At 75.6% G+C, this 26,513-nt stretch carries 29 protein-coding genes; 22 read left to right on the top strand and 7 right to left on the bottom strand.

The features are described 5' to 3' along the window. The first annotated feature begins 64 nt into the window (after positions 1-64). The 5 genes from E9549_RS00145 to whiG all read left to right on the top strand — a co-directional run bounded on the left by E9549_RS00145 (position 65) and on the right by whiG (position 5,051). On the top strand, positions 65-424 hold the full coding sequence (locus E9549_RS00145) for a YraN family protein (RefSeq protein WP_236824551.1): 360 nt from the start codon (positions 65-67) through the stop codon (positions 422-424). Then, positions 421-1,941 carry a YifB family Mg chelatase-like AAA ATPase gene (locus tag E9549_RS00140; protein WP_236824550.1) on the top strand — a complete coding sequence of 507 codons (1,521 nt, stop codon included), beginning with the start codon at positions 421-423 and terminating at the stop codon, positions 1,939-1,941. Before E9549_RS00145 ends, E9549_RS00140 begins: the two co-directional genes overlap by 4 nt. After that, entirely contained in the window at positions 1,938-3,188 is a 1,251-nt protein-coding gene (gene dprA, locus E9549_RS00135; protein ID WP_236824549.1) for a DNA-processing protein DprA, read from the top strand. Before E9549_RS00140 ends, dprA begins: the two co-directional genes overlap by 4 nt. A gap of 31 nt (positions 3,189-3,219) precedes the next feature. Next, complete coding sequence (locus tag E9549_RS00130) at positions 3,220-4,158, top strand: tyrosine recombinase XerC (RefSeq protein WP_236824548.1); 939 nt, start codon at positions 3,220-3,222, stop codon at positions 4,156-4,158. Between the two features lie 92 nt (positions 4,159-4,250). Then, positions 4,251-5,051 carry an RNA polymerase sigma factor WhiG gene (gene whiG / locus E9549_RS00125; protein ID WP_236824547.1) on the top strand — a complete coding sequence of 267 codons (801 nt, stop codon included), beginning with the start codon at positions 4,251-4,253 and terminating at the stop codon, positions 5,049-5,051. 35 nt (positions 5,052-5,086) lie between these two features. Here whiG and E9549_RS00120 read toward each other — a convergent pair whose 3' ends face one another. Both E9549_RS00120 and E9549_RS00115 read right to left on the bottom strand, forming a co-directional pair. After that, a complete protein-coding gene (locus E9549_RS00120; RefSeq protein WP_236824546.1) occupies positions 5,087-5,713 on the bottom strand; it encodes a DUF4262 domain-containing protein in 627 nt (208 codons plus the stop codon). A 66-nt stretch (positions 5,714-5,779) separates the two neighbouring features. Then, positions 5,780-6,325: a murein hydrolase activator EnvC gene (locus E9549_RS00115; protein WP_236824545.1), complete on the bottom strand. Its 546-nt coding sequence runs from the start codon at positions 6,323-6,325 to the stop codon at positions 5,780-5,782. A gap of 309 nt (positions 6,326-6,634) precedes the next feature. Between E9549_RS00115 and rpsB the strand changes: the two genes are divergently transcribed. The 5 genes from rpsB (at position 6,635) to E9549_RS00090 (ending at position 11,235) form a co-directional block, all read left to right on the top strand. Continuing rightward, a complete protein-coding gene (rpsB, locus tag E9549_RS00110; RefSeq protein ID WP_236824544.1) occupies positions 6,635-7,567 on the top strand; it encodes a 30S ribosomal protein S2 in 933 nt (310 codons plus the stop codon). A gap of 98 nt (positions 7,568-7,665) precedes the next feature. Continuing rightward, a complete protein-coding gene (gene tsf, locus E9549_RS00105; RefSeq protein ID WP_236824543.1) occupies positions 7,666-8,481 on the top strand; it encodes a translation elongation factor Ts in 816 nt (271 codons plus the stop codon). Positions 8,482-8,672: 191 nt separating this feature from the next. Beyond that, complete coding sequence (gene pyrH, locus E9549_RS00100; protein WP_255723693.1) at positions 8,673-9,443, top strand: UMP kinase; 771 nt, start codon at positions 8,673-8,675, stop codon at positions 9,441-9,443. Positions 9,444-9,514: 71 nt separating this feature from the next. After that, positions 9,515-10,072, top strand: a complete 558-nt coding sequence (gene frr / locus E9549_RS00095; protein ID WP_236824542.1) for a ribosome recycling factor — start codon at positions 9,515-9,517, stop codon at positions 10,070-10,072. A 137-nt stretch (positions 10,073-10,209) separates the two neighbouring features. Next, the gene (locus E9549_RS00090; protein ID WP_236824541.1) at positions 10,210-11,235 is read left to right on the top strand and encodes a phosphatidate cytidylyltransferase; all 1,026 of its coding nucleotides are present in this window, start codon (positions 10,210-10,212) and stop codon (positions 11,233-11,235) included. Here the strand turns inward: E9549_RS00090 and E9549_RS00085 are convergent. Then, the gene (locus tag E9549_RS00085; protein ID WP_236824540.1) at positions 11,232-12,335 is read right to left on the bottom strand and encodes a GNAT family N-acetyltransferase; all 1,104 of its coding nucleotides are present in this window, start codon (positions 12,333-12,335) and stop codon (positions 11,232-11,234) included. The genes E9549_RS00090 and E9549_RS00085 overlap by 4 nt on opposite strands. A gap of 17 nt (positions 12,336-12,352) precedes the next feature. Here E9549_RS00085 and E9549_RS00080 point away from each other — a divergent pair, with 17 nt between their 5' ends. After that, a complete protein-coding gene (locus E9549_RS00080) occupies positions 12,353-13,006 on the top strand; it encodes an RNA methyltransferase (protein ID WP_236824539.1) in 654 nt (217 codons plus the stop codon). On the opposite strand, the gene E9549_RS00075 is transcribed toward E9549_RS00080, so the two are convergent. Then, on the bottom strand, positions 13,000-13,770 hold the full coding sequence (locus tag E9549_RS00075) for a polyphosphate kinase 2 family protein (protein ID WP_236824538.1): 771 nt from the start codon (positions 13,768-13,770) through the stop codon (positions 13,000-13,002). The two genes, E9549_RS00080 and E9549_RS00075, sit on opposite strands and share 7 nt — an antisense overlap. A gap of 93 nt (positions 13,771-13,863) precedes the next feature. Between E9549_RS00075 and rlmN the strand changes: the two genes are divergently transcribed. Together rlmN and E9549_RS00065 are read left to right on the top strand one after the other, a co-directional pair. Beyond that, on the top strand, positions 13,864-15,042 hold the full coding sequence (rlmN, locus tag E9549_RS00070; protein ID WP_236824537.1) for a 23S rRNA (adenine(2503)-C(2))-methyltransferase RlmN: 1,179 nt from the start codon (positions 13,864-13,866) through the stop codon (positions 15,040-15,042). Continuing rightward, complete coding sequence (locus E9549_RS00065; RefSeq protein ID WP_236824536.1) at positions 15,039-15,755, top strand: VIT1/CCC1 transporter family protein; 717 nt, start codon at positions 15,039-15,041, stop codon at positions 15,753-15,755. Before rlmN ends, E9549_RS00065 begins: the two co-directional genes overlap by 4 nt. A gap of 24 nt (positions 15,756-15,779) precedes the next feature. Here the strand turns inward: E9549_RS00065 and E9549_RS00060 are convergent, their stop codons facing one another. Beyond that, positions 15,780-16,082: a DUF2631 domain-containing protein gene (locus E9549_RS00060; RefSeq protein ID WP_236824535.1), complete on the bottom strand. Its 303-nt coding sequence runs from the start codon at positions 16,080-16,082 to the stop codon at positions 15,780-15,782. Positions 16,083-16,213: 131 nt separating this feature from the next. Between E9549_RS00060 and dxr the strand changes: the two genes are divergently transcribed. The 5 genes from dxr to E9549_RS00035 all read left to right on the top strand — a co-directional run bounded on the left by dxr (position 16,214) and on the right by E9549_RS00035 (position 22,792). Continuing rightward, on the top strand, positions 16,214-17,410 hold the full coding sequence (dxr, locus tag E9549_RS00055) for a 1-deoxy-D-xylulose-5-phosphate reductoisomerase (RefSeq protein WP_236824534.1): 1,197 nt from the start codon (positions 16,214-16,216) through the stop codon (positions 17,408-17,410). A gap of 1 nt (position 17,411) precedes the next feature. Then, positions 17,412-18,782, top strand: coding sequence for a site-2 protease family protein (locus E9549_RS00050; RefSeq protein WP_308191112.1), 1,371 nt, complete (start codon positions 17,412-17,414; stop codon positions 18,780-18,782). A gap of 74 nt (positions 18,783-18,856) precedes the next feature. Continuing rightward, positions 18,857-20,017 carry a flavodoxin-dependent (E)-4-hydroxy-3-methylbut-2-enyl-diphosphate synthase gene (gene ispG / locus E9549_RS00045; RefSeq protein WP_255714651.1) on the top strand — a complete coding sequence of 387 codons (1,161 nt, stop codon included), beginning with the start codon at positions 18,857-18,859 and terminating at the stop codon, positions 20,015-20,017. Between the two features lie 3 nt (positions 20,018-20,020). Further along, a complete protein-coding gene (locus E9549_RS00040; RefSeq protein WP_236824532.1) occupies positions 20,021-20,872 on the top strand; it encodes a DUF4081 domain-containing GNAT family N-acetyltransferase in 852 nt (283 codons plus the stop codon). A gap of 30 nt (positions 20,873-20,902) precedes the next feature. Further along, positions 20,903-22,792 carry a penicillin-binding transpeptidase domain-containing protein gene (locus E9549_RS00035; RefSeq protein WP_236824531.1) on the top strand — a complete coding sequence of 630 codons (1,890 nt, stop codon included), beginning with the start codon at positions 20,903-20,905 and terminating at the stop codon, positions 22,790-22,792. A 10-nt stretch (positions 22,793-22,802) separates the two neighbouring features. Here E9549_RS00035 and E9549_RS00030 read toward each other — a convergent pair whose 3' ends face one another. Next, the gene (locus tag E9549_RS00030) at positions 22,803-23,264 is read right to left on the bottom strand and encodes a ferritin-like domain-containing protein (protein ID WP_236824530.1); all 462 of its coding nucleotides are present in this window, start codon (positions 23,262-23,264) and stop codon (positions 22,803-22,805) included. Between the two features lie 12 nt (positions 23,265-23,276). Continuing rightward, positions 23,277-23,765: a hypothetical protein gene (locus E9549_RS00025; protein ID WP_236824529.1), complete on the bottom strand. Its 489-nt coding sequence runs from the start codon at positions 23,763-23,765 to the stop codon at positions 23,277-23,279. A gap of 281 nt (positions 23,766-24,046) precedes the next feature. Between E9549_RS00025 and rimP the strand changes: the two genes are divergently transcribed. The 4 genes from rimP to E9549_RS00005 all read left to right on the top strand — a co-directional run. Further along, positions 24,047-24,688, top strand: a complete 642-nt coding sequence (gene rimP / locus E9549_RS00020) for a ribosome maturation factor RimP (protein WP_236824528.1) — start codon at positions 24,047-24,049, stop codon at positions 24,686-24,688. After that, positions 24,685-25,836 carry a transcription termination factor NusA gene (gene nusA / locus E9549_RS00015; RefSeq protein ID WP_236824527.1) on the top strand — a complete coding sequence of 384 codons (1,152 nt, stop codon included), beginning with the start codon at positions 24,685-24,687 and terminating at the stop codon, positions 25,834-25,836. Before rimP ends, nusA begins: the two co-directional genes overlap by 4 nt. Positions 25,837-25,844: 8 nt before the next feature. Next, positions 25,845-26,228, top strand: coding sequence for a YlxR family protein (locus tag E9549_RS00010; protein ID WP_236824526.1), 384 nt, complete (start codon positions 25,845-25,847; stop codon positions 26,226-26,228). A gap of 61 nt (positions 26,229-26,289) precedes the next feature. Beyond that, the coding region (locus E9549_RS00005) for a translation initiation factor IF-2 N-terminal domain-containing protein (protein ID WP_236824525.1) at positions 26,290-26,513 on the top strand (224 nt) is incomplete at its 3' end.

Raw genomic sequence — 26,513 nt, 5'->3', positions numbered from 1 at the left:
CGCGCCTTTCCACAGACTCCCGCCGGGGCTGGGCCCGCCCGGCCGGGAGCGGCACGGTCGGGGGGTGCCTCCCACCACCGACCTCGGCGCCCGCGGTGAACGCATCGCCGTCGCCCACCTGACCGACGCCGGCCTGCGCGTGCTGGACCGCAACTGGCGCTGCCGCGAGGGCGAGCTCGACCTCGTCGCGCGCGAGGGCGACGCCCTGGTCTTCTGCGAGGTGAAGACGCGGCGTGGCACCGGCTACGGCCACCCGGTGGAGGCGGTGACGCCGGCGAAGCGGCGCCGGATCCGGGTGCTGGCGCAGCGCTGGCTGGCCGCGCACGACGAGCACGCGCCCCAGGTGCGCTTCGACGTCGTGGGCGTGCTCGTCCACCCGGACCGCCCGGCGGTCGTCACGCACCTGCGGGGGGCGTTCTCGTGACGCTCGCCCGCACGTGGTCGGTCGGCCTCGCCGGGGTCCGCGGGGCCATGGTGGAGGTGGAGGTCGACATCGCCGCCGGGCTCCCCGGGGTGGCGCTGGTCGGGCTGCCCGACGCCGTGGTGCGCCAGTCGGTCGACCGGGTGCGTGCCGCGATCGCCAACGCCGGCGGCGAGTTCCCCGTCCGCCGGGTCACCATCGGGCTGTCGCCGGCGTCGATGCCCAAGCAGGGCAGCGGCTTCGACCTCGCCCTGGCCGCGGCCGTGCTCGCCGCCGCCGGGGCGGTGCCCGAGGCGGCCGTCGACCGGCTGGTGCTGCTGGGCGAGCTCGGGCTGGACGGCTCGGTGCGGGCGATCCGCGGCGTCCTGCCCGCCGTGCTCGCCGCCGCGCGGGCCGGGCACGGGCAGGTCGTGGTCCCGGCGGCGAACGCGGCCGAGGCCGCCCTGGTCGACCGGGTCGAGGTGCTCGCCGTCGCCACCCTGGCCGAGCTGGTCGCCCACCTGCAGGGCGCCGAGCGGCTGGTGCCGCACGTCCGCGGTGCGCAGCCCGCGCAGCCGCCCGTCCCGGACCTCGGGGACGTCGTCGGGCAGGCCGCGGGCCGCCGGGCGGTGGAGATCGCCGCCGCCGGTGGGCACCACCTCCACCTCGCCGGGCCGCCCGGGGCCGGGAAGACGATGCTCGCCGAGCGGCTGCCCGGGCTGCTGCCGCCCCTGGACGAGGAGGCGGCGCTCGAGGTCACCGCCATCCACTCCATCGCGGGCACCCTGCCGCCGGAGGCGCCGCTGGTCACCCGGCCGACCTTCGAGGCGCCGCACCACTCGGCGACGATGGCGGCGCTGATCGGTGGCGGCTCGGGCCAGATCCGGCCCGGCGCGCTCTGCCGGGCCCACCGTGGCGTGCTCTTCCTGGACGAGGCGCCGGAGTTCCCGCGGGCGGTGCTCGACACGCTCCGCCAGCCGCTGGAACGCGGCCAGGTCACCATCCAGCGGGCCGCCGGTGCCGCCACGTTCCCGTGCCGGGCGCAGCTGGTGCTGGCCGCGAACCCCTGCCCGTGCGCGACCGCCGCGGGCGACACCGCCTGCACCTGCAGCCCGCTGGAGCGGCGGCGCTACCAGGCCCGCCTGTCCGGGCCGCTGCTGGACCGCGTGGACCTGCGGGTCGAGCTGCCGCCGGTCACCCGGGCGGCCTGGCTGGACGGCCTCCCGGCGCCGGAGTCCACCGCCGTCGTCGCCGCCCGGGTCGCGCGGGCACGGGCGGTGGCGCGGGCGCGGCTGGCCGGTACGGGCCTGCAGCTCAACAGCGAGGTGCCCGGCCGCCTGCTGCGCGACCGGTTCGCCGTCCCGCGGGCGTCGCTGCGGCTGGCCGAGCGGGCGCTGGAGCGGGGGTCGATCTCGGTGCGCGGGTTCGACCGGGTGGTGCGGGTGGCGTGGACGGTGGCGGACCTGGCCGGCCGGGCCGTGCCGTCCGCGGACGACGTCGCCGAGGCCCTCGGCATGCGGCTGCAGCGGGCCGCGGCGTGACCACCCTCGAGGAAGACCTGGAGGACGCCGCCGCGGCGCCGCCGGAGGCCGGCGTGGTGCACCCGGGGCTGCGCCGGGCGCGGGCCTGGCTCAGCCGGGCGGTGGAGCCGGGCACGGTCGACCTCTGGCGCTGGGTCGAGGACGTCGGCCCGGTCGAGGCGGTGCGGCGGCTGCGGGCGGGGAACGCGCCGTCCGGCACCCGGTCGCTGGTCGGCGCGCGGGCGGAGGAGGACGCCACCCTCGCCGACCTGCGCCGCGCCGAGCGGTGCGGTGCCCGGCTCGTCGTGCCCGAGGACGACGAGTGGCCCGCCTACGCGCTGCACGCGCTGACGGTCGCGGTCGCCGAGGAGCCGGTCGACCGGAAGGACCAGACCGACCGCACCCGGGCGCTGGTGCCGCCGGTGGCGCTGTGGGTCCGCGGCGCCGCCCGGCTCGACGTGCTCACGGAGCGCTCGGTCGCCGTGGTGGGTGCCCGCGCCTCCAGCGCCTACGGCGAGCACGTGGCCGGGGAGCTGGGGCACCAGCTCGGCGAGCGGGGCTGGACCGTCGTCTCCGGCGGCGCCTTCGGCATCGACGGGGCCGCCCACCGCGGGGCGCTGGCCGCCGGGGCGCCCACGGTCGCGGTGCTCTCCTGCGGTGTCGACCGCCCCTACCCGGCCGGCAACGGTGCCCTGTTCCACCGGATCGCCGAGGACGGCCTGCTGGTGAGCGAGTGGCCACCGGGCTGCGCCCCCCTGCGGCACCGCTTCCTCGTCCGCAACCGCCTCATCGCGGCGCTGACGCGGGGGACGGTCGTCGTGGAGGCGGCGGCCCGTTCGGGTGCCCAGGCCACGGCGCACCGCGCGCAGAAGCTCGGCCGCCCCGTGATGGTGGTGCCCGGGCCGGTGACCAGCGCGTTGTCGGTGGGCTGCCACGAGCTGCTGCGCGACGAGCACGTCGGGGCCGTCCTGGTGACCTCCGCCGCCCACGTCGTCGAGGCGGTCGGCCGCCTCGGCGAGGACCTCGCCCCGCCGGTGGAGCGCCCGGACTCGCCGCGGGACGGGCTCTCCGACGTCGCCGTCCGCGTGCTCGACGCCTGCCCGGTGCGCACCGGCGTCGGCCCCGAGCGGCTGGCCCGGGGCGCGGGCTGCGACGTGCTGGACGTGCTCCGGGTGCTGCCCGCCCTGGAGCTCGCCCAGCTCGTCGAGTGGACCGGCACCGGCTGGCGGCTGGCCCCGCCGCCGAAGCCGCCCGGCGCGGCGCCTTGACCGGCGGCGGGAGCCGACGGACCGTGCCCCCGTGGCCACCCCCAGCACCGACGAGGTCCGCGCCGGGCTGCCGCCCGCGCTGGCCGAGGCGCTGGCCGGCTTCGAGGAGCACCTGACCGGGCAGCGCGACCTGTCGGCGAACACCGTCCGCAGCTACGTCGGGGACGTGGCCCGGCTGCTGGACCACCTCGCCCGGCGCAGCGGCACCCAGCCGCACGACCTCGACCTCGCCGCCCTGCGCAGCTGGCTGGCCCAGGGGCGCACCCGCGGGCACAGCCGGTCGACCACCGCCCGGCACGCCTCCGCGGCGCGGTCGTTCACCGCCTGGCTGCGCCGGGCCGGCCTCACCCCCGAGGACGTCGGCCAGCGGCTGGTCAGCCCGAAGGCGCACCGCACCCTGCCCGACGTTCTGGCGCCCGAGCAGGCGCGGGCCCTGGTGGAGAGCGCTGCGGGGGCCGAGGAGCCGGTGCAGCTCCGGGACGCGGTCGTGCTGGAGCTGCTCTACGCCAGCGGGATCCGGGTCAGCGAGCTCGTCGGCCTGGACGTCGACGACGTCGACCGCGGGCGGCGGCTGCTGCGCGTCCTGGGCAAGGGGCGCAAGGAGCGCAGCGTCCCCTACGGCCTGCCCGCCGAGCGGGCGCTGGAGGCCTGGCTCACCCGCGGGCGGCCGGCCCTGGCCAGGCCGGGTTCGGGGCCCGCGCTGCTGCTCGGCCTGCGGGGCGGCCGGCTCGACGCCCGCGAGGCCCGCCGCACGGTGCACGCCGCGACGGCCGGCGTCCCGGGAGCGCCCGACATCGGCCCGCACGGGCTCCGGCACTCCGCTGCGACGCACGTCCTGGAGGGCGGCGCGGACCTGCGTTCCGTCCAGGAACTGCTCGGTCACGCTAGCCTCGCGACGACACAGATCTACACGCACGTGACGGTCGAGCGGCTCCGTGCGGTCCACGCCCAGGCGCACCCCCGTGCCTGAGGCGTGCGGCCGGGTGGCGGGGCCTGCAGCGGCAGTCAGGACCACGCGGGACCACGGACGGTGCCCGCGCAGCACGACCGAGGAGCGCGACCGTGTCTGAGGCAACCATCCACCGCATCGGCGAGTCCGGCGAGGACGCCGATGCCGTGCTGGCCGACCTGTGGGCGCGGTACGTCGAGGTCCGGGACCCCGGCCTGCGCGACCGGCTGATCCTGCACTACGCGCCGCTGGTGAAGTACGTCGCCGGCCGGGTGGGCAGCGGCCTGCCCGCGCACGTGGAGCAGGCCGACCTGATCTCCTACGGCACCTTCGGGCTCATCGACGCCATCACCCGCTTCGAGCCCACCCGCGAGGTGAAGTTCGAGAGCTACGCGATGGCCCGCATCCGCGGCGCGATCATCGACGAGCTGCGCAACACCGACTGGATCCCGCGGTCGGTCCGCGTCAAGGCGCGCGCCTTCGAGCGCACCGTCGCCGAGCTGGAGAGCACGCTGCACCGGACGCCGACCGACGAAGAGGTCGCCGCCGCGATGGACATGGACGTCGAGGACATCCGCAAGTTCCTCGGGCAGCTCTCCCTGGTGAACGTCGTCGCCCTGGACGAGCTGCTCACCGACGACGAGGGCGGCTCCCCGCGCCTCGGCGACACCCTGCAGGACCCCAGCGCGCTCGACCCGCAGGCGATGGCCGAGCACGGCGAGGCGCGGCAGCTGCTGGCGCGGGCCGTCGAGCAGCTGCCCGAGCGGGAGAAGGTCGTCGTCTCGCTCTACTACTTCGAGGGCCTCACCCTCGCCGACATCGGCCGGGTGCTCGGGGTGACCGAGAGCCGGATCTGCCAGCTGCACACCAAGGCCGTCCTGCACCTGCGCACCAAGCTCGCCGACATCGCCTGACCTCCCACCGCCCGCCTCGTCGGGGGGTGGCGTGCTCAGCCGGTGGGTCCGCCGTCCGGGAGCGGCCCCAGCAGCGGCTGCGTCCCGGGCGGGTTCCGGTGGCCCTCCTGCCAGGGCAGCCGGCCGGTGGAGTCCGGCCAGATGAGCTGCAGCGCGTCCACCGTGCCGTGGAGCTCCTCCACCACGGTGAGGCGGTCGGACTCCTCGACGCGGAGGAACACCACGGGGGAGTCCTCGTCGGTCAGCGCCGTCGTCGCGGTGCCCGGCGCGAAGCGGGCGCCGGCGCGGACCGCCTCGCCCACCAGGTTGAGGTACTTCTCCGCGGCCGGGAAGGGGAGCCCCACCACGATGATCTCGGGGTGCTCCCACGCGGCGAGCCCCACCGTGTAGGAGTAGCGCGGCTCGCCGGGGGTGCCGCCCCCGTGCAGCACCGCCCAGCCGAAGGTGTCGATCACCCGGCGCAGGTCGCCGAGCACCTGGTCGGGGTCCTGCCCAGCCTCCGCCGGCTGGTCCGCGGCCGGCTCCACGCCGGCCGCGGGGGCGCCGCTGGGCTCGACGGCACCGCCGGACCCGACCTCTCCGCTGGGCCGGTCATCGATCGGCGCCGCGCCGGTGGGCTCACCGGAGACCGGCTTCGCGGCTCGCTTGCGTCGGAATCGCACACCGCGACGGTAGCGCCGGAGGGCCGAGCCGCCCGGCATCCACACCCACCCGGTGCGTACGTGCGGTCACCGATCGATCACCGGGTGTCGTCCATCGTCACCACCCAGGGGGAGCAGCCGCACACGCGGCAGCCGGAGCAGCGACAAGGGGTCCAGGTAGACCTCGCCCCTGCGTGCGCCCCAGTGCAGGCAGGCCGCGACCGGGCAGCCGTCGTGGCCCGGATCCAGCACGCCCAGCGGCTCGCCGCGGGCGACCGGGCGCCCCGCACCCACCGACGGCCTGACCGGTTCGTACGTCGTCCGCAGACCGCCCGCGTGCTCCACGCTCACCACCGGGCGTCCCGCGACCATCCCGGCGAAGACGACGACCCCGTCGCCGGCCGCCAGCACGGGCGAGCCGGGTGCCGCCGCCAGGTCGACCCCGCGGTGCCCCGGCCCGTACCGGTGCGGAGGTGGCTCGAACGGGCGGGTCACCACCGGCTCGCCGGGCAGCGGGGCGCTCCAGGGCACCTCCGGCGGCGGCGCAGGGGTGCTGACCGGCGCCGCCGCCGCGGGGGCGACGCCGGTCAGCACCGCCAGGAGGAGGAGCAGGGCGACCAGCGGACGGGGCATCCCCCGATGCTCGGGGCAGATCGTGCCGAGCGAGGGGGGCGGCCGGGAGGTGTGGACGCCCGCGCGGGCTGTGGGCGGCCGGCGGGACGGGGTCCTCTCGGCGACGCGTATGCTGTCCGGTGCGGCCCGTGCGAGCGGGTCGACTTCGCGCGTCCTCTTCCCGCCGGTCGGCGGGGCAGTCGCCACCTCGGTCCCGGCCCAGCCGGGTGAGTGGCGCCGCAGGACGCCAGGGCGGTGCACCACCCGGTGCCCGCGACAACCGGAATGCGCGCGGCCCCGGTCGCGCGCGAGAAGCAGAGAGGCTGCGATATGGCAGTCGTCAGCATGAAGCAGCTGCTCGACAGCGGCGTCCACTTCGGGCACCAGACCCGTCGCTGGAACCCGAAGATGAAGCGCTTCATCTTCACCGAGCGCAACGGCATCTACATCATCGACCTGCAGCAGACGCTCGGGTACATCGACTCGGCCTACGAGTTCGTCAAGCAGACCGTGGCCCACGGCGGCTCGATCCTGTTCGTCGGCACCAAGCGCCAGGCGCAGGAGGTCGTCGCCGAGCAGGCGACCCGCGTGGGCATGCCCTACGTCAACCAGCGCTGGCTGGGCGGCATGCTCACCAACTTCCAGACCGTCCACAAGCGGCTCCAGCGCCTCAAGGAGCTCGAGGACATGGAGCAGACCGGCGTGCTGGTCAGCCTCTCCAAGAAGGAGCAGCTGGTCCTCAGCCGCGAGAAGGCCAAGCTCGAGCGCAGCCTCGGTGGTATCCGCGACATGCAGAAGGTGCCCAGCGCCATCTGGATCGTGGACACCAAGAAGGAGCACATCGCCGTCGGCGAGGCCCGCAAGCTGAACATCCCGGTCGTCGCGATCCTCGACACCAACTGCGACCCCGACGAGGTCGACTACAAGATCCCGGGCAACGACGACGCGATCCGCAGCATCACCGTGCTGACCCGGGTCATCGCCGACGCCGTCGCCGAGGGCCTCATGGCCCGCTCGGCCGCGCAGGCCAACGCCGGCCGCGAGGACGGCGGCGAGCCCGCCGTCGGAGCCGGCGAGCCGCTGGCCGACTGGGAGCGCGAGCTGCTGACCGGCGGCACCGCCGAGGAGCAGGCCGCCGCGACCCCGCTGCCCGAGACCCCGGCCCAGCCGGCCGACGTCACGGCGAACGAGGTCGCCCCGGTCGAGGGCGTGCCCGCCACGGGCAGCACGGAGACCGGCACCCAGGGCGCCCAGAACGCGTAAGGACCCCCTCGCCCCCCGCCGCTGGCGCGTTCGCGGCGGGGCCCTGCGAGGGGCCTTCCAGGCCCACCCACGCATCAGTACTTCTGAGGAGAAGGAACATGGCTGAGTTCACCGCAGCCGACGTCAAGCGTCTCCGCGACGCCACCGGCGCCGGCATGATGGACTGCAAGAAGGCCCTGACCGAGGCCGACGGCGACTACGACAAGGCCGTCGAGCTGCTCCGCGTCAAGGGCGCCAAGGACGTCGGCAAGCGCCTCGAGCGCTCGACGACCAACGGTGTCGTCGTCAGCAAGGACGGCGCCCTGCTCGAGCTCGACTGCGAGACGGACTTCGTCGCCAAGAACGCCGACTTCGTGGCGCTGGCCGAGCGGCTGGTCGAGATCGGCCTGCACAGCAAGCCGGCCGACGCCGAGGCGCTGCTGGCCACCGAGGACAACGGCCGGACCGTCGCCGCGCTGATCGAGGCCGAGTCGGCCCGCATCGGCGAGAAGCTGGTCCTCAGCCGGTTCGTCGCGTTCGAGGGCACCACCGCCACCTACCTGCACAAGCGGGCCACCGACCTGCCGCCGGCCATCGGTGTCGCCGTGCAGTACTCCGGTGGCAGCGAGGACGCCGCCCGCAGCCTGGCGATGCACATCGCCGCCGCGCGGCCGCGCTACCTCACCCGCGACGAGGTCCCGGCCGAGGCGGTCGAGACCGAGCGCCGCGTCGCCGAGCAGACCGCCAAGGAGGAGGGCAAGCCCGAGCAGGCGATCGCCAAGATCGTCGAGGGCCGGGTCAACGCCTACTACAAGGACTTCGTCCTGCTCGAGCAGCCGTCGATCACCGAGCCCAAGCGCACGGTCAAGCAGATCGTCGACGAGGCCGGCCTGACCGTGGAGCGCTTCGCGCGCTTCGAGGTCGGCCAGGCCTGACAGCCGAACGGCCGAGGACCCCGCGTCCCCACGTCCAGCCCCGTCCAGGGGTCGCACCCAGCGTGCGAGGCGTGGGGGAGCGGGGTCCTCTGCTGTCCGGCCGCGGCCCGCGCCCAGCAGGACCCGGCTTCGCCGATGCGGCAGGATCACCCCCCGACAGCCCCCCACCACACCACCCCAGGATGGAACCGTTGACCGACACCACCGCGCCGCTGTCCGCCCCCACCGCCTTCCAGCCGGCCGACGGCGACGGCTACAAGCGCGTGCTGCTCAAGCTCTCCGGTGAGTCCTTCGGCGGCGGCAAGGTCGGTGTCGACGCCGACATCGTCAAGGGCATCGCGGAGCAGCTCGCGGAGGTCGTGGCGCGGGGCACCCAGGTCGCCGTCGTGATGGGGGGTGGCAACTTCTTCCGCGGGGCGGAGCTCTCCCAGGCCGGGATGGACCGCACCAAGGCCGACTACATGGGCATGCTGGGCACGGTCATGAACTGCCTGGCGCTGCAGGACTTCTGCGAGAAGGCCGGGCTGGAGACGCGCGTGCAGTCGGCCATCACGATGGGCCAGGTCGCCGAGCCCTACATCCCGCGCAAGGCCATCCGGCACCTGGAGAAGGGGCGGCTGGTCATCTTCGGCGCGGGGGCGGGGATGCCCTACTTCTCCACGGACACCGTCGCCGCCCAGCGGGCTCTGGAGATCGAGTGCCAGGTGCTGCTCATGGGCAAGAACGGGGTCGACGGCGTCTACGACGACGACCCGCGCACCAACCCCGACGCCGTCATGTACCACGACCTGGACTACGCGACGGTGCTGGCCAAGCAGCTCAAGGTGGCCGACGCCACCGCGATCAGCCTCTGCATGGACAACCGGATGCCGATCGTGGTGTTCGACCTGCTGCGCGACGGCAACATCGCCCGCGCCACCGCAGGTGAGAGGATCGGCACGCTGATCAGCCAGCCGGCCTGAGGCCGGCGGCACCGATCGGGGTACAGACGAGGACGCCGGCGGAACGAGAACCGCCGCAGGAGGGACAACCCGTGATCGACGACACCCTGCTCGACGCCGAGGAGCGCATGGACAAGGCCCTCTCGGTGGCGCGGGAGGACCTGGGCTCGGTCCGCACCGGCCGGGCCACGCCCTCGATGTTCAGCAAGATCATGGTCGACTACTACGGTGCGTACACCCCGGTGCCGCAGATGGCCTCGATCACCGTGCCCGAGGCGCGGATGGCGGTGATCAAGCCCTATGACATGAGCCAGCTGACGGCCATCGAGCGGGCCATCCGCGACAGCGACCTGGGCGTCAACCCGACCAACGACGGGCAGATCCTGCGGGTGGTGTTCCCGCAGCTCACCGAGGAGCGCCGGCGTGACCTGGTGAAGCAGGCCCGCGCCAAGGGCGAGGACGCCAAGGTGGCGATCCGCAACATCCGGCGCCGCGCCAAGGAGGAGCTCGACCGCATCGCCAAGGACGGCGAGGCCGGCGAGGACGACGTGCGCCGCGCGGAGAAGGAGCTGGACGACCTCACCGCGCAGCACGTCGCGCACGTCGACGAGGCGATGAAGAACAAGGAGACCGAGCTGCTCGAGGTCTGATCCCGAGCTCGGCCGCCGCTCCCATGACACCTCCTCCCGCCGACCGTCCCGGCTCCCTGCGCCCGGGGGGACAGCCGTTCCCCCGGGCCGCTGAGCCGCGAGCGGGCGGGCGCCGGCGGGGTGACGACACCGGTCCGGTGCCGGTCGCGGCCTCCCGCCCGCTGCCGCCGCTCCCGTCGCGCGCTCCGGTCCCGGTGCCCGACGAGCGGGCGTCCGACGACCCCGGGAGCGCTGAGCCCGCCGCCCACGACGGGCTGCCCGACGATGCCGCCCCAGCCGGCGACGACGCCCGCACGGCGACGGCGATGCCGCTGCCCGAGGCGGTCGCGCAGCTGCCCACCACGGAGCAGCCGGTGAGCCGGGCCGGTCGGAACCTCCGTGCGGCCATCGGCGTCGGCGTCTCGCTGGTCGCGGTCATCCTGCTGTCGCTGTTCCTCTGGCGCCCGGCGTTCCTCGGCGTGCTCGTCGTGGCGATCCTGGTCGCCGTCGTCGAGCTCACGCGGGCGCTGGGCAAGGGCGGCTTCTCCGCGCCGCTGGTCCCGCTGCTCGTGGGCGCGCTCGCCATGGAGGGGCTGGCCTGGACGCGCGGCCCCACCGGCCTGCTCACCGGCTTCTTCCTCACCGCCCTCGCGGTGCTGCTGTGGCGGCTGGCCGGCGGCCCCGTCGGCTACCGCCGCGACGCCGCCGCCGGCGTGCTCACCGCCCTCTACGTGCCGTTCCTCGCCGGCTTCGCCGTCCTGCTCCTGGTGCCCGACGACGGCGCGGTGCGGGTGACCGCCTTCATCGCCACGGTGATCGCCAGCGACGTGGGCGGCTACGCGGCCGGCGTGCTGTTCGGCAAGCACGCGATGGCGCCGTCCATCAGCCCGAAGAAGTCCTGGGAGGGCATGGCCGGCTCCGTGCTCGCCTGCATGCTCGTGGCCACCCCGATCCTGGTCCTGGGTCTGGACGCACCCTGGTGGGGCGGGCTGATCTTCGGCGCGGCGCTCGCCGTCTCGGCGACCATCGGCGACCTCGCCGAGTCGCTGATCAAGCGGGACCTCGGCATCAAGGACATGGGGGACCTGCTGCCCGGTCACGGCGGGATCATGGACCGGCTGGACTCCCTGCTGCCGTCCGCGGCCGCCGCCTACCTGCTGCTGGCGCTGCTGGCGCCTGCCTAGACCGGCCGGTCGACCGCCCAGGTCGAGCCCAGCCCGGTGAAGCCCCGCCGGGCGTACCAGTGCCGCGGCCAGTCGTCACCGGCGGCCTCCAGCACCACCAGGTCGCAGCCGGCGGCCGCGGCCAGCTCCAGGACACGGGCCAGCACGGCGTCCCCGTACCCGCGCCCGCGGGCACGGGGGTCGGTCATCACCGACTCCACCGCGGCGGTGGCGCCGTCCACCCGCAGCTGTGCGGCGGCCACGACGCGGCCGTCCTCGCGCACCACCACGTCGGTCACCGCGAGCACCCGGTCGTTGAGCTGCTCGCGGCCGATCAGCTGGCGCACCACCGGCTCCAGCCGGTCGCCCAGGCCGGCGAGGTCGCGGCGCCAGCCCCGGTCCCACAGGTCGTGCACCTCGCGCTGGTCGACCACCTCGGCGCGCACCGCCGTCCCCGGCACCGGGAGGTCCGCGGGCCGACCCATGAGGACCAGCTCCTCGGCGTTCCAGCCGCGGCCGGCGAGCTCGGCGGCCACCGATCCGGCACCCGGCCAGGTGAGGAGGGCGGCCAGGTGCGGCCAGCCGGCGTTGCCCCCCACCTCCTCGGCGGCGGCCTCGACGGCCGCGGCGGTCACCGGCCGGGTCAGGACCAGCCGGTTGTTGTCCCGGGAGTGGGGGTGGTCGGGGTCCAGCACGGCCACCCCGCCGGGCACGTCGCCCACCCCGACCGCGCGACGCACCGGGACCGAGGTGTACAGGGCCACCGCGCGGCCGAGCGCGTCCTCGGGCGTGGGCGGCTCGACCGGCGCCGGCGGCCGGTAGGGGATGACCGCCACGACCGACGACGTGGGCAGTGGCCCGTGGAGGTGCGGGAAGAGCGAGCCGGCCGGGTCGTCCGGGTGCCCGGGTTCCCACCGCACCGCGTCCGGGAGCCGCGCGGGGTCGACGACGAGCAGCACCAGGTCGCGCCGGCCGGGGAACAGCCGCTGCGCGGGCAGGTGCACCTGCCCGGGCGCGGAGAGGTGCACGAAGCCCTCGGCCGCGGGGGCGATGGAGCCCGCGCGCAGGGCGGCCCGCCAGGCGGGCGGCTCGACCAGGTGCAGGAGGACGCCGTCGGTCACCCTGCCATCCTCCCTGGGTGCGCGAGGACGAACTGCCCGGCCCCACCGACTGGGGCGCGACGGTCGGCGTCGGCCCGTGGGAGGGGCCGTGGCCGGCCGATCCGCGGTACGACCCGCAGCTGCTCGCCGAGGGCGACCGGCGCAACGTCGTCGACCGCTACCGCTACTGGACCGTCGAGGCGATCGTCGCCGACCTCGACCGGCGCCGGCACCCCTTCCACGTCGCCATCGAGAACTTCGGGCACGACCTCAACATCGGCACGGTGGTCCGCACCGCCAACGCCTTCCTCGCCGCCGAGGTGCACGTGGTGGGCCGGAGGCGGTGGAACCGGCGCGGGGCGATGGTCACCGACCGGTACCAGCACCTGCGCCACCACCCCGACGTCGGCGGGCTGCTCGCCTTCGCGGCGGAGCAGGACCTCGTCGTCGTCGCCGTCGACAACGGCCCCGGCGCCGTGCCGCTGGAGTCCGCCGAGCTGCCGCGGCGCTGCGTGCTGCTGTTCGGCCAGGAGGGGCCGGGGCTGACCGAGGAGGCGCGTGCGGGCGCGGCCATGACGGTCTCCATCGCGCAGTTCGGCTCGACCCGGTCGATCAACGCAGGCGTGGCCGCCGGCATCGCCATGCACGCCTGGGTGCGCCGGCACGCCGACCTCGGCACCCCGGGTCAGTAGCCCTCCAGCGGCGGGTCGGGGTCGATGCCGCGCGCGTGCAGCGCCGCCTCCACCGCCTCGCAGACGGTCCGGACGACGGCGACCCGCGCCCACCGCTTGTCCTCGGCGGGGACGACGTGCCAGGGCGCCACCCCGGTGTGGGTGCGCGCGAGCATCTCCTCGACGGCGGCCTCGTACTCGCCGCGCTTCTCCCGGTTGCGCCAGTCCTCGTCGGTCAGCTTCCAGGCCTTGTACGGGTCCGCCCGGCGGGACTCGAAGCGCCGCAGCTGCTCCTCGGGGGAGACGTGCAGCCAGAACTTCACGAGCACCGTGCCCTCGGCGGCCAGGGAGGTCTCCAGGTCGACGATCTCCTGGTACGCCCGGCGCCAGGCGTCCTCCGGGGCGAACCCCTCCACCCGTTCCACCAGCACCCGGCCGTACCAGGAGCGGTCGAGCACAGCCATGCCGCCCCAGCCCGGCAGCACCGGCCAGAAGCGCCACAGGAAGTGGTGCCGCTTCTCGTCGCGGGTCGGGGCGGCGAACTGGGCCACCCGCACGTGCCGCGGGTCGAGCTCGCCGACCAGCCGCTGGATGGCGCCGCCCTTGCCGGCCGCGTCCCAGCCCTCGAAGAGGACCAGCAGCGGCGGGCCGAGCGCACCGGGCCCGATCTGGCCACCCAGCAGCAGCCGCAGGTGGACCAGGCGCTCCTGCGCGGCGGCGAGCTGCTCCTTCGCCTCCTTCTTGCCCAGTCGGAGGCCCAGGTCGACGTCGTCCAGCCGGCTCATGAGCACCGACACTGCCAGGAAGCCGGCCCGTCCGCGTGAGTTCGCTCTCCGGACCCGGTCCGCCGGGCCGGGGAGTGGGACGATGGGGATGCCATGACTGCCCTGCCCCTGGTCTTCGACGCCCCCCGCCGCGGCAAGCCGCCGCGCCACCTCGCCGACCTCACCCGTGAGGAGGCCCGTGCCGCGGTGGCCGAGCTCGGTCAGCCGGCGTTCCGCGCCGACCAGCTGGCCCGGCACTACTACCGCGGGACCACCGACCCCGCGCAGATGACCGACATCCCGGCCGCCGCCCGCGAGGCGCTGCGCGAGGCGCTGCTGCCCGAGCTGCTCACGGTGGTGCGGCACCAGACCGCCGACAACGGCCGCACCCGCAAGACCCTGTGGCGGCTGCACGACGGGGCGCTCGTGGAGAGCGTCCTCATGCGCTACCCCGACCGCGCCACCGTGTGCATCTCCAGCCAGGCCGGCTGCGGCATGGCGTGCCCCTTCTGCGCGACCGGCCAGGCCGGGCTGACCCGCAACCTCTCCGCCGCCGAGATCATCGGCCAGGCGGTGGCGGCGGCCGCGGCGATGGCCGACGGCGAGGTCGCCGGCGGGCCGGGGCGGCTGTCCAACGTCGTGTTCATGGGCATGGGGGAGCCGCTGGCCAACTACGCCCGCGTGCGGGCCACCCTCGACGCGCTGCTCGGCACCGCCCCCTACGGGCTGGGCCTCTCGCAGCGGTCGGTGACGGTCTCCACCGTGGGACTGGTGCCCGCCATCCGCCGGCTCACAGAGGAGGGGCGCAACGTCACCCTCGCCGTCAGCCTGCACGCGCCGGACGACGAGCTGCGCGACACCCTGGTGCCGATCAACACGCGCTGGAAGGTCGGCGAGGTGATCGAGGCCGCGGACGCCTACGCGCAGCGCACCGGGCGCCGCTACTCGGTGGAGTACGCGCTCATCCGCGACGTGAACGACCAGCCGTTCCGGGCCGACCTGCTCGGGAAGCTGCTGGCGGGCAAGCTCGCGCACGTCAACCTCATCCCGCTGAACCCGACGCCCGGCAGCCCCTGGGACGCCAGCCCGCTGCCTGCTCAGCGGGAGTTCGTCGCCCGCCTGCGGGCCGCCGGGGTCGCGACGACGGTGCGCGACACGCGCGGCCAGGACATCGACGGCGCCTGCGGGCAGCTCGCCGCCGCGGACCGGGTCGAGGGCGTGCCCGCCGTCGCGCTGCCCGCCCCGGCGGTCGAGGCGCCGGTCGCGCTCGGCGCGGAGGCCGACCAGGGGTGAGCGGGGCGCCACCCGACGCGGAGGCCCACGAGCACTCCCACGGCGACGTGTCCGGCGGCTGGCTCCGGGCCGCCGTCTTCGGGGCGATGGACGGGCTCGTGACCAACACCGCCCTGGTCGCCGGGGTCGGTGGCGGGGGCGCCGCCCCGCGGGCCATCGTGCTCGCCGGCGTCGCGAGCCTGGTCGCCGGCGCGATCTCCATGGCGCTGGGCGAGTACACCTCGGTCAAGACGCAGAACGAGCAGCTGGACCTCGAGGTGGAGAAGGAGCGCCGCGAGCTCGAGCGGAACCCCGAGGGTGAGCTCACGGAGCTCGTCGAGATGCTGCGGGTCCGCGGGGTCGACGAGCGGCTCGCCCGCACGGTGGCGGTGCAGCTGTCCCGCGATCCCGAGACGGCCCTGCGGCTGCACGTCGTCGCGGAGATCGGCCTGAGCCCGGAGGACAAGCCCTCACCGCGGGTGGCGGCGGTCTCGTCGTTCCTGACCTTCGGCACCGGCGCCGTGCTGCCGCTGCTGCCCTACCTGCTGGGCGTCCCGGTCCTGTGGGTCGCCCTGCTCAGCGGCGGGCTGGGGCTCCTGCTGGCCGGGGCGCTGTCGTCCCGCTTCACGCCGCGGCCGTGGTGGTACGGCGGCCTGCGCCAGCTCCTGTTCGGTGCAGCAGCGGCCGGGACGACCTACCTGATCGGCGCGGCGATCGGCGTCAGCGTCACCTGAGCCGCGCCGCTGCCCGCTGCACCGTCAGCGGCGCCAGGCGGTCCTCTTGCGGCGCAGGTCCCAGATGAGGACGGCCGCCATCACGCCGGCCAGGCAGAGCAGCCAGATGTCCTCGACCCGGCCCTCGTGGTTGCCGACCAGGTACAGCAGGATCACCCCGGTCGAGAACCAGCCACCGATCTGACCCCACTTGCCGGTCTCGCCGTGCCAGCCCCAGTCCTCGGGCTGCTCGTGCTCGACGGGGTGCTCGCCGGCGCGGACGACGGCCTCTTCACGGCCGGGCTGGTTGACCCGCTGGGTCGACGGGGAGTGCAGTGCCTCGGTCACCCGGCCATTCTGGCAGGAGCCGCCGCGGCGCACGTCCCGAGGTGCCGGATCGGCGGGTCGCCGCCCTGCCCGTGCCCGCGCCGGGGCGCCGGGGGTGGGGTCCGCACCGGGCCGGTTGGCAGGATGCCCGCATGAGCGAGCCGCGCGAGGTCACCGTCCTGGGCTGCACCGGGTCCATCGGCCGGCAGGCGCTGGCGGTCGCCGCGCAGAACCCGGACCGGCTGCGCATCACCGGCCTGGCCGCCGGGGGTGGCGACGTCGCCCTGCTGGCCGAGCAGGCGCTGGCGCTCGGGGTCCGCACCGTCGCCGTCGCGCGGGCCACCGCCGCGCAGGACCTGCAGCTGGCCTTCTACGCCGCGGCGCAGCAGCGCGGCTGGGCCACGGGGGAGTTCGCGCTCCCCGAGATCCTGGCCGGCCCGCGCGCCGCCGAGGAGCTGGCCGCCCGGCCGGCCGACGTCGTCCTCAACGGGATCACCGGCTCGATCGGGCTGGGGCCGACGCTGTCGGCGCTGCGGGCCGGGCGCACCGTCGCCCTGGCGAACAAGGAGTCGCTGGTCGCCGGCGGCGACCTGGTGCTCGCCGCGGCCGCGCCGGGCCAGCTGGTGCCGGTGGACTCCGAGCACTCCGCCCTCGCCCAGTGCCTGCGCGGCGGCTCCCGCGACGAGGTCGCCCGGCTGGTGCTGACGGCCAGCGGGGGGCCCTTCCGCGGGCGCACCGCCGCGGAGCTGGCCGACGTCACCGTCGACGAGGCGCTGGCCCACCCGACCTGGGCGATGGGCCCTGTCGTCACCATCAACTCGGCGACGCTGGTCAACAAGGGGCTCGAGCTGATCGAGGCGCACCTGCTCTTCGGCATCCCGTACGCCGACATCGACGTCGTCGTGCACCCGCAGTCGATCGTGCACTCGATGGTCACCTTCGCCGACGGCGCGACGATCGCCCAGGCCAGCCCGCCGGACATGCGGCTGCCGATCGCCCTGGGGCTGGCCTGGCCCGACCGGCTGCCTCACGTGCAGCCCGCGCTGGACTGGTCGACGGCGAGCACGTGGGAGTTCCTGCCGCTGGACGAGGAGGCGTTCCCGGCCGTCCGCCTGGCCCGCGCGGCCGGCGAGTCGGGGGGCGTGGTGCCCGCGATGTACAACGCGGCGAACGAGGAGGCGGTCGCCGCCTTCACGGCGGGTCGGCTCTCGTTCCCAGGGATCGTCCAGCTCGTCGCGCGTACCCTCGACGCCGCGCCGGACCTCGGCGCCCCCACCTGCGTCGAGGACGTGCTGGCGGCGGAGAAGTGGGCCCGGGAGCACGCCCGGGGCGTCATCGCCGGAGGCTGAGCTGAGCGGATTCCTGCTGACGGTCCTGGGGATCGTCCTGTTCGCCCTCGGCCTGATGCTCTCCATCGCCTTCCACGAGGCCGGGCACTTCTGGTGGGCGCGGAAGTTCGGCATGCGCGTGCCGCAGTTCATGGTCGGCTTCGGGCCGACCGTCTTCTCCCGGCGCCGCGGCGAGACCGAGTACGGCATCAAGGCGGTCCCGCTCGGCGGCTACATCCGCATCGTGGGCATGATCCCGCCGGCCGAGGAGGGCGAGAGCAAGCGCGCCACCCGGATGCGCAGCTTCATCGCCGAGGTCCGCGGCCAGGCGCTCAACGACGTGCTGCCCAGCGACGGCGACCGCGTGTTCTACAAGAAGCCGTGGTGGCAGCGGGTCATCGTGATGTTCGCGGGCCCGTTCCACAACCTGGTGCTCGCCGTCGTCTTCTTCGCCGTCGTGCTGATGGGCTTCGGCATCCCGGAGATCACCACGACGATCCGCCAGGTGCCCGAGTGCGTGCTGCCCGCGGGCGCCGCGAGCGCCGGCGCGGAGGACCCCTGCGCCGTCCCCATCACGCCGGCGGGGGAGCTGTGCGAGGCCGGCGCGGCGGGCTGCGCGCTGCCGGCGCGCAGCCCCGCCGCCCGGGCCGGCCTGCAGCCCGGCGACACCGTGCTGGCGCTCGACGGCGAGCCCGTGCCGCAGGAGACCGACGTGGGCTGGGAGCAGGTGCAGGAGGCGATCCGCGCCAGCGCCGACGAGCCGGTGGTGTTCACCGTCGAGCGCGACGGGGAGCGGCTGGACCTCACCGTGACGCCGATCGAGAACGTCGTCTATGCCGACGAGGAGGGCGAGGCGACCCAGGTGGTCGGCTTCGTCGGCATCAGCCCGCTGCAGCGCGAGGTGCGCCAGTCGGTCACCGAGGTGCCCGGCCACTTCGCGGACATCCTCGTGCGGTCGGTGGACCGCCTGGTGGAGATCCCCGAGCGGGTCCCGCAGCTGTTCCGGGCCGCGTTCCTCGGCGAGGAGCGCGACCCGCTCGGGCCCATCGGCGTGGTCGGCGTCAGCCGCATCTCCGGGGAGGTCTTCGCCCTCGAGCAGCTCTCCCCGGTGCAGAAGATCGGCTACTTCGTGCAGCTGCTGGCCGGGCTGAACCTGGTGCTGTTCCTGTTCAACCTGCTGCCCATCTACCCGCTCGACGGCGGGCACGTCGCCGGCGCGCTGTACGAGAAGGCGCGCGCGACGGTCGCCCGGCTGCGGGGGCGGCCCGACCCCGGGCCCTTCGACATCGCCCGCCTGATGCCGGTGGCCTACGCCGTCGCCGGGCTCTTCCTCGGGTTGTCGCTGCTGCTGCTCATCGCCGACGTCGTCAACCCGGTGCGGCTGGCCGGGTGATCCGGGACGGCCGGGCGGGCGCACCTCACAGCCGCTCCACCGGCGCGGACGCCCGGGCAGGGGATACTGGACCCATGGCGATCCCCGTCGGCCTCGGCATGCCCGCTGCGCCCCCGCCCGTGCTCGCTCCGCGCCGGAAGACCCGGCAGCTGGACGTCGGCGGCGTCGGCGTCGGCAGCGACTTCCCCGTCAGCGTCCAGTCGATGACGACGACGAAGACCGCCGACATCAACGCCACGCTCCAGCAGATCGCCGAGCTCACCGCCTCGGGCTGCCAGATCGTGCGCGTCGCGGTGCCCGACACCGACGACGCCGAGGCGCTGCCGATCATCGCGAGGAAGTCGCAGATCCCGGTGATCGCCGACATCCACTTCCAGCCGCGGTACGTCTTCGCCGCGATCGACGCCGGCTGCGCCGCCGTCCGCGTGAACCCCGGCAACATCAAGAAGTTCGACGACAAGGTCGGGGAGATCGCGAAGGCGGCCAAGGGTGCCGGCATCCCCATCCGCATCGGCGTCAACGCCGGCTCGCTGGACAAGCGGCTGCTCGCCAAGTACGGCAAGGCGACGCCGGAGGCCCTGGTCGAGTCGGCGCTGTGGGAGTGCTCGCTGTTCGAGGAGCACGACTTCCGGGACATCAAGATCTCGGTCAAGCACAACGACCCGGTGGTCATGGTGCGGGCCTACGAACTGCTCGCCGCGCAGTGCGACTACCCGCTGCACCTCGGCGTCACCGAGGCCGGGCCGGCCTTCCAGGGCACGATCAAGTCCGCGGTCGCGTTCGGCGCCCTGCTCAGCAAGGGCATCGGCGACACCATCCGCGTCTCGCTCTCGGCCCCGCCGGCCGAGGAGGTCAAGGTGGGCAACCAGATCCTCGAGTCGCTGAACCTCAAGCAGCGCGGCCTGGAGATCGTCAGCTGCCCCTCGTGCGGGCGCGCGCAGGTCGACGTCTACAAGCTCGCGAACGAGGTCACCGCCGGCCTGGAGGGCATGGAGGTGCCGCTGCGCGTCGCCGTCATGGGCTGCGTCGTCAACGGGCCGGGGGAGGCCCGCGAGGCCGACCTCGGCGTCGCCTCGGGCAACGGCAAGGGTCAGATCTTCGTCAAGGGCGAGGTGATCAAGACCGTGCCCGAGTCGCAGATCGTCGAGACGCTGATCGAGGAGGCCATGCGCATCGCCGGAGAGCACGTCGACGCCGGTGAGCCCTCCGGGCCGCCGGTCGTCACCGTCAGCTGACCCGTGCTCCGTACGCCTGCCGCCCGCGTCCTGGACGAGGCCGACGAGCCGACCGTGCTCCGGCTGCTGGCCACGGACCCGGTCGCGGCCTGCGTCGTCGCCGGCCGGGTGGAGGCGGCGGGCACCGCGGCGGTCTCCCTCGGCGCGCCGCTCTGGGGCATCGGCACCGGCCGCGAGCTCGACGCGGTCTGCCTGGCCGGCGCGAACCTGATCCCGTTCGCCCTGCCCGGCACCGAGCGCGCCGCCGCCGTCGCCTTCGCCGAGCGGGCCCGCCGGGCCGGGCGCCGCTGCTCCACCATCGTGGGTCCCTCCGCCGCCGTGGCGCCGCTGTGGGAGCTGCTCGCCCCGGCGTGGGGGCCGGCGCGCGACCACCGCCCCCGGCAACCGCTGCTGGCGATCGACGGGCCGCCCGCCGTCGCCCCCGAACCGCGGGTGCGGCCGGTGCGCACCGACGAGCTGGACGTCCTGCTCCCGGCCGCGGTGGCGATGTTCACCGAGGAGGTCGGGGTCAGCCCGCTCCGGGTCGACGGCGGCGCCGGCTACCGCGCGCGGGTGGACGAGCTGGTGCGGGCCGGGCAGTCGCTGGCCTGGATCGAGGACGGGCGCGTGCTGTTCAAGGCGGAGATCGGCGCGGTGTGCCGGGCGGCCTGCCAGGTGCAGGGCGTCTGGGTGGCGCCGTCGCTGCGCGGCCGGGGGATCGGCACGGCCTGCACCGCCGCCGTGGTCGAGTACGCCCGCGCGGCCATCGCCCCGGTGGTGAGCCTCTACGTCAACGACTACAACACCCGGGCGCGCGCCTCCTACCGCCGCGTCGGGTTCCGCGAGGTCGGCGAGTACGCCAGCGTCCTGTTCTGAACGGTCGGTGACGTCTGGGAACCTGTGCCGGTGCGCACCCGCCCGACCCCGGCCCTGCTGATCCCCGTCCTGCTCGCCGCGCCGCTGCTGGCCGGCTGCTCGGGCAGCGAGGACGACGTCCGGGCGGCCGCGGAGTCCTTCCTGGCGGACTGGTCGGCCGGTGACCTCGCCGCCGCGGCCGCGGCGACCACCGACCCCGCCGCCGCCACCGCGCTGCTCGAGCAGACGGCCGGGGACCTGCCCGGCGCGGAGCTGGCCGCGGAGGTCGGCGAGGTGGCCGTCGAGGACGACCTCGCCACCGTCGGCTGGACCGCCACCTGGGACCTGGAGGCCGCGCCCGGGTGGGGCTACCAGGGCACCCTGCGGCTGCGCGAGGGCGAGGACGCGTGGGAGGTGGTCGCCGAGCCGGCCCTCGTCCACCCCGAGCTGGGCGAGGGGCAGCGTCTGGTGCTCGACCGGCAGCTGCCGGAACGGGCGCCGATCACCGACGCCTCCGGCGCGCCGCTGTTCACCCCGACCGAGGTGGTCCGGGTCGGCGTCGACCCCGCCCGGGTCACCGACCTGCCGGCGCTGGCGGCGGGGCTCTCGGCCGCGACGGGGATCGCCGCCGAGGAGATCGTCGCCGACGTCGAGGCCGCACCCGAGGGGCAGTTCGTGCCGGTGATCGACCTCCGCCGGCCGCAGTTCGAGCAGATCCGCGCGCAGGTGTTCGACCTGCCCGGCGCCGTCTTCCCGACCGACACCCGGCTGCTGGCCCCCTCACCCCGGTTCGCCGTCGCGCTGCTGGGCCGGGTCGGCCCGGCGACGGCCGAGCTGCTGGAGGAGACCGCGGTCGACGGGGAGCCCCGCTACGCCGCCGGCGACCAGCTCGGGCTCTCCGGGTTGCAGCGCGCCTACCAGGAGCAGCTCAGCGGCACCGCCGGCTTCACCGTCGCGGTGGCCAGCACCGACGAGACCACCGGCGACACCGGCCGCGAGATCGCCGCGGTGCCGCCCGTCGCGGGCGAGCCGGTCCAGACGCCGCTGGTGCCCGCGATCCAGACGGCCGCGGAGACCGCCGTCGCCACCGAGCCCCTGCCCACGCACCTCGTCGTCGTGCGCCCCGGGACCGGCGAGATCCTCGCCGTCGCCTCCAACGAGGCGGCCAACCCCGCCAACGCGCTCACCGGGCAGTTCCCGCCGGGGTCGAGCATGAAGGCGGTGACCGCGACCGCGCTGCTCGGCGACGGCGGCCTGACCCCGCAGACGCCGGTGCCCTGCCCGGCGACGACGGTCGTCGAGGGCCGGGAGTTCGAGAACCAGGACCAGTTCGACCTCGGCACCGTCCCCTTCACCGAGGCCTTCGCGCAGTCCTGCAACACCACGTTCATCCAGCAGGCGCTCGAGCTGCCCGACGCGGCGCTCGCCGACGCGGCCGCCGCCTACGGCCTCGGCACCGACTGGGACCTGCCGGTCGACGTCTTCGGGGGCAGCGTCCCGCGCGACAGCACCGGCACCACCAAGGCGGCGAACGCCATCGGCCAGGGCCGGGTGCTGGTGAGCCCCGCCCAGCTGGCCCTGGTCGCCGCGGGCATCGCCGGCGGGACCCCGGTCGCTCCGGTGGAGGTCGTGGGGGCCGAGGCGGCAGGGCCGGTGCCGGCCGGACCGGCGGCCGCGGTGCTCGACGCGCTCCGCCCGATGATGCGGCAGGTCGTGCTCTCGGGCACCGCGCAGGCGCTGGCCGACCGGGGCGAGGTCCACGGCAAGACCGGCACCGCGGAGTTCGGCACGGCCAGCCCGCCGGAGTCGCACGGCTGGTTCACCGGCTACCAGCTGGGCGGCCCGCAGGGCGACATCGCCTTCGCGACGCTCGTGGAGGCCGGGCAGTCCAGCAGCGCCGCGGTCGCCGTCACCGACGTCTTCCTGGGCGCCCTGGGCTGACGCGCCGTGGCTACCCGGTGGGCAGGCCGGGCAGGGCGCTGGTCACCGGCGTCCGCCCCGCGGCCTCGCGCCAGCCGACGGCCCGCACCTCCGCGGCGCCGAGCTCCGCCACGGCCAGCCCCCGCGTGGTCCGCTCCACCGCCCGGTCCAGCACCCGCACCCAGGCGGCGGTGACGCCCTCCTCCAGCACGACGGCGAGGGCGGCGGCATCCACCGGCGAGAGCACCGGGAAGGGCAGCTCGTAGCCCGCCTCGGGGGCGGCCGGGTCGGCGCCCCGCGCGTCCAGCAGGGTGATCAGCCGGTCGCGCACCTCGCGGTGGGCCGCCTCGGCGGCGGCGGCGGTGCCGCGGTCCTCCGGACCCAGCGCCGCACCCACCGCGCCGTACCCCCACACGGCGGCGTGCTCGGCGGCCAGCGCGGCGTCCAGGGCGGCGTCCTCGGCCGCGGTGCCGGTGGTCTCGTCGTCAGCCATGGCGGCCCTCCGTCATGCCAGTCGTGCCTCGTGGCCGCCCAGGCCGGCGGCGATGGAGCCCAGGAGCGCCGCCCGCGCGCCGGTCTGCCCCAGGGCGGCGTCGGCGTGCGACGAGGCGGCGGCGGCGACCTGCGTGCGCAGCCAGGCCCGGGCGTCCCCGCCCGCCGGTGCGTCCACCGGGGGGGTGGCCGACGGGCTGCTGCCGGGGGCGGCCGCACGCAGCCGATCGAGCTGCTCGCCGGCCTGGTCGGCGAGGACGCCGGCCGCCGCGGCGAGCGAGGGGTCGGCGGCCAACGCGGTCTCGTACGCCCCCACGAGGGTCTCCTGGACGGCGACCTGCGCGGCCAGCTCGGAGGCCTGCGCGCCGGTCACGGTGTCGCGCTCGGCCACGGGAGGCGAGGAGGTGCACCCGGTCGCCGCGACGGCCAGCCCGGCGGCGGAGGCCACCAGCAGGGTCCGGCGGGTCAGCGTCCGCGGGCCGGGACGGGGGGTGGAGGACATCACCCCCATCCTCGCAGCCGGTGGTGCCGGCAGCCGGGCGTTGGCGCGGGCGGGCGCGCCGCGTCACCGTGACGTCGGCCGCACGCCGTCGTCGCCCCGCGGCGGTGCGGTGGGTACCCGGGCGGCCGGGGCCCCACCGCGCCGGGCCGGGGCGCCGGGACGGGCGGTAGCCTGAGCACTTCCCCTCGACACCGGGCCCGGCCAGCGACGCAGGTCCGCGGCGCCGGGCCGCAGAACTGCGCGCACGGCACCGTGCCGCCGACGAGCCTGAGGAGGCCAGCGTGTCCGCCTCTCGCGGAACCCAGCGGAGCGACCCCGCCACCGACCGGCTCACCGGCTGGATCCGGCCGGTCGTCACCGAGGCGGGGTACGACCTCGAGGAGCTCGTCGTCACCCCCGCCGGCCGGCGCAGCGTCGTCCGCGTGGTCGTCGACCGCGACGCCGGCGTCACCCTCGACGACATCGCCGAGGTCAGCCGCGCGGTCTCCGACGTGCTGGACCGCAACGACGACGGCATGGGGCGCACCCCCTACGTGCTGGAGGTGACCAGCCCCGGGGTCGACCGGCCGCTCACCGAGCCGCGCCACTGGCGCCGGAACACCGGGCGGCTGGTCGTGGTGACCGCCGGCCCGGCCGGGTCCACCGAGCAGCTCACCGGGCGGATCACCGCGGTGGAGGAGGACGGTGTGACGCTGGCCGTCGAGGCGAAGGGCAAGCCGGGCGCGAAGAAGCGCCCCCCGCAGCCCCGCCGGCTGCCCTGGGCCGAGCTCGGGGCCGGGCGGGTGCAGGTCGAGTTCGGCCGGGCGGACGAGCCCGGCGACAGCACCGACGACACCGCGGACGACATCGCGGAGCACGACGCCGCCGAGCACGACGACCTGGACCAGGCCGGGCTCGCGGACGACGACGGAGGAGAGAAGTGAACATCGACGTCACCGCGCTGAAGGCGGTGGAGCGGGAGAAGGGCATCCCGGTCGACACGGTCATCGAGGCGCTCGAGACCGCCCTGGTCACCGCCTACCGGCACGCCGACGGCGCGGCCAAGCACGTGCGCGTGCACGTCGACCGGAAGAGCGGCGAGGTCGCCGTGCTCGCGCAGGAGCTCGGCCCCGACGGCGAGGTCGTCCGCGAGTGGGACGACACCCCCTCGGACTTCGGCCGCATCGCCGCCAGCACCGCCAAGCAGGTCATCGTGCAGCGGCTGCGCGACGCCGAGCACGAGCAGACCTTCGGCGAGTACGCCGGCAAGGAAGGCGACATCGTCAGCGGCATCGTGCAGGCCGACCAGCGCCGCAACGCCAGCGGCATCGTGATGATCGACATCGGCAAGGTCGAGGCGGTGCTGCCCTCCGCGGAGCAGGTGCCGGGCGAGTCCTACCCCCACGGGAGCCGGCTGAAGGCCTACGTCGTCACCGTCTCCCGCACCTACCGCGGGCCCCAGGTCACCGTCTCGCGCACCCACCCGAACCTGGTGCGCAAGCTCTTCGCCCTCGAGGTGCCCGAGATCGCCGACGGCAGCGTCGAGATCGTCGCCGTCGCCCGCGAGGCGGGGCACCGGTCGAAGATCGCCGTGCGCACCTCCGTGCCCGGGCTGAACGCCAAGGGCGCCTGCATCGGCCCGATGGGCCAGCGGGTGCGCAACGTCATGAGCGAGCTGCACGGCGAGAAGATCGACATCGTGGACTGGTCGGCCGACCCGGCGTCCTTCGTCGCCTCCGCGCTCAGCCCGGCCCGGGTGTCCAGCGCCGAGCTGGTCGACCCGCAGGCCAAGGCGGTGCGCGTGGTGGTGCCCGACTACCAGCTGTCGCTGGCGATCGGCAAGGAGGGTCAGAACGCCCGCCTCGCCGCCCGGCTGACCGGCTGCCGGATCGACATCCGCAGCGACGCCCAGGACGACGAGGCCGGCTCGACCCCGTCGCCCGGGGTGGGCCGCCCGCCGCTGCGCTCGGGCCTGCCGCCCGCCCCGGGCGGGTCGCGCGCCGGCGCCCCCGGGGCCCGGGGGCAGGCGCCGGCGGGTGGTCCGCGTTCGGCTCCCCGCCGCGCGGAACAACGCGGACCCGCCACGCGCTAGAGTTGCGGATGGCCGAAACGTCGAACCCGGTCCGCACCTGCGTGGGGTGCCGGGAGCGCGCGTCGGTCGACGACCTGCTGCGCGTCGTCGTCGTGGCCGGGGACCTCGTCCCCGACCCGCGTCGGCGGCTCCCCGGTCGAGGTGCCTCGCTGCACCCGACGGCGGAGTGCCTGCGCGCAGCGGAGCGACGCCGGGCCTTCCCGCGGGCGCTGCGCACCAGCGCCCCGGTGGAGGTCGGTCCGCTCCGGGCCCACGTCCTGGGTGTCTCTCCGGAGGCCGCCGGGAGCGGGTCGGGAGCGGGCGGGAGCAGTACCCAGTCGGGCCGGCACCAGGCCGGTCCGCACGTTGACAGGACACCGTCGGATGACTCAGCCGTGAAGTTCTCACGATGACCATGCGCCACTGACGACGAGGTCGAGCGGGCAAGCCGCCGGCCTCACCAAGAGGAGACCCGTGCCAGGCAAAGCCCGCGTACACGAACTCGCCAAGGAGTTCGGTGTCGACAGCAAGACCGTGCTCGCCAAGCTCAAGGAGCAGGGCGAGTTCGTGAAGTCCGCGTCCTCCACCGTCGAGGCCCCCGTGGCCCGGCGGCTGCGTGAGGCGCTCGGCGCCGCCACCGGCGGCGGCAACGACGGGGCAGCCGCCCCGCGTCCGAGCGCGCCCGCGCCGCGTCCGTC

Origin of the sequence: Blastococcus sp. MG754426, assembly GCF_021699055.1 — a bacterium.
In the GTDB taxonomy this organism is placed as follows: Bacteria; Actinomycetota; Actinomycetes; order Mycobacteriales; family Geodermatophilaceae; genus Blastococcus.
Note: the sequence above shows the minus strand (reverse complement) of the source record. Positions and strands in the feature narration are given on the sequence as shown.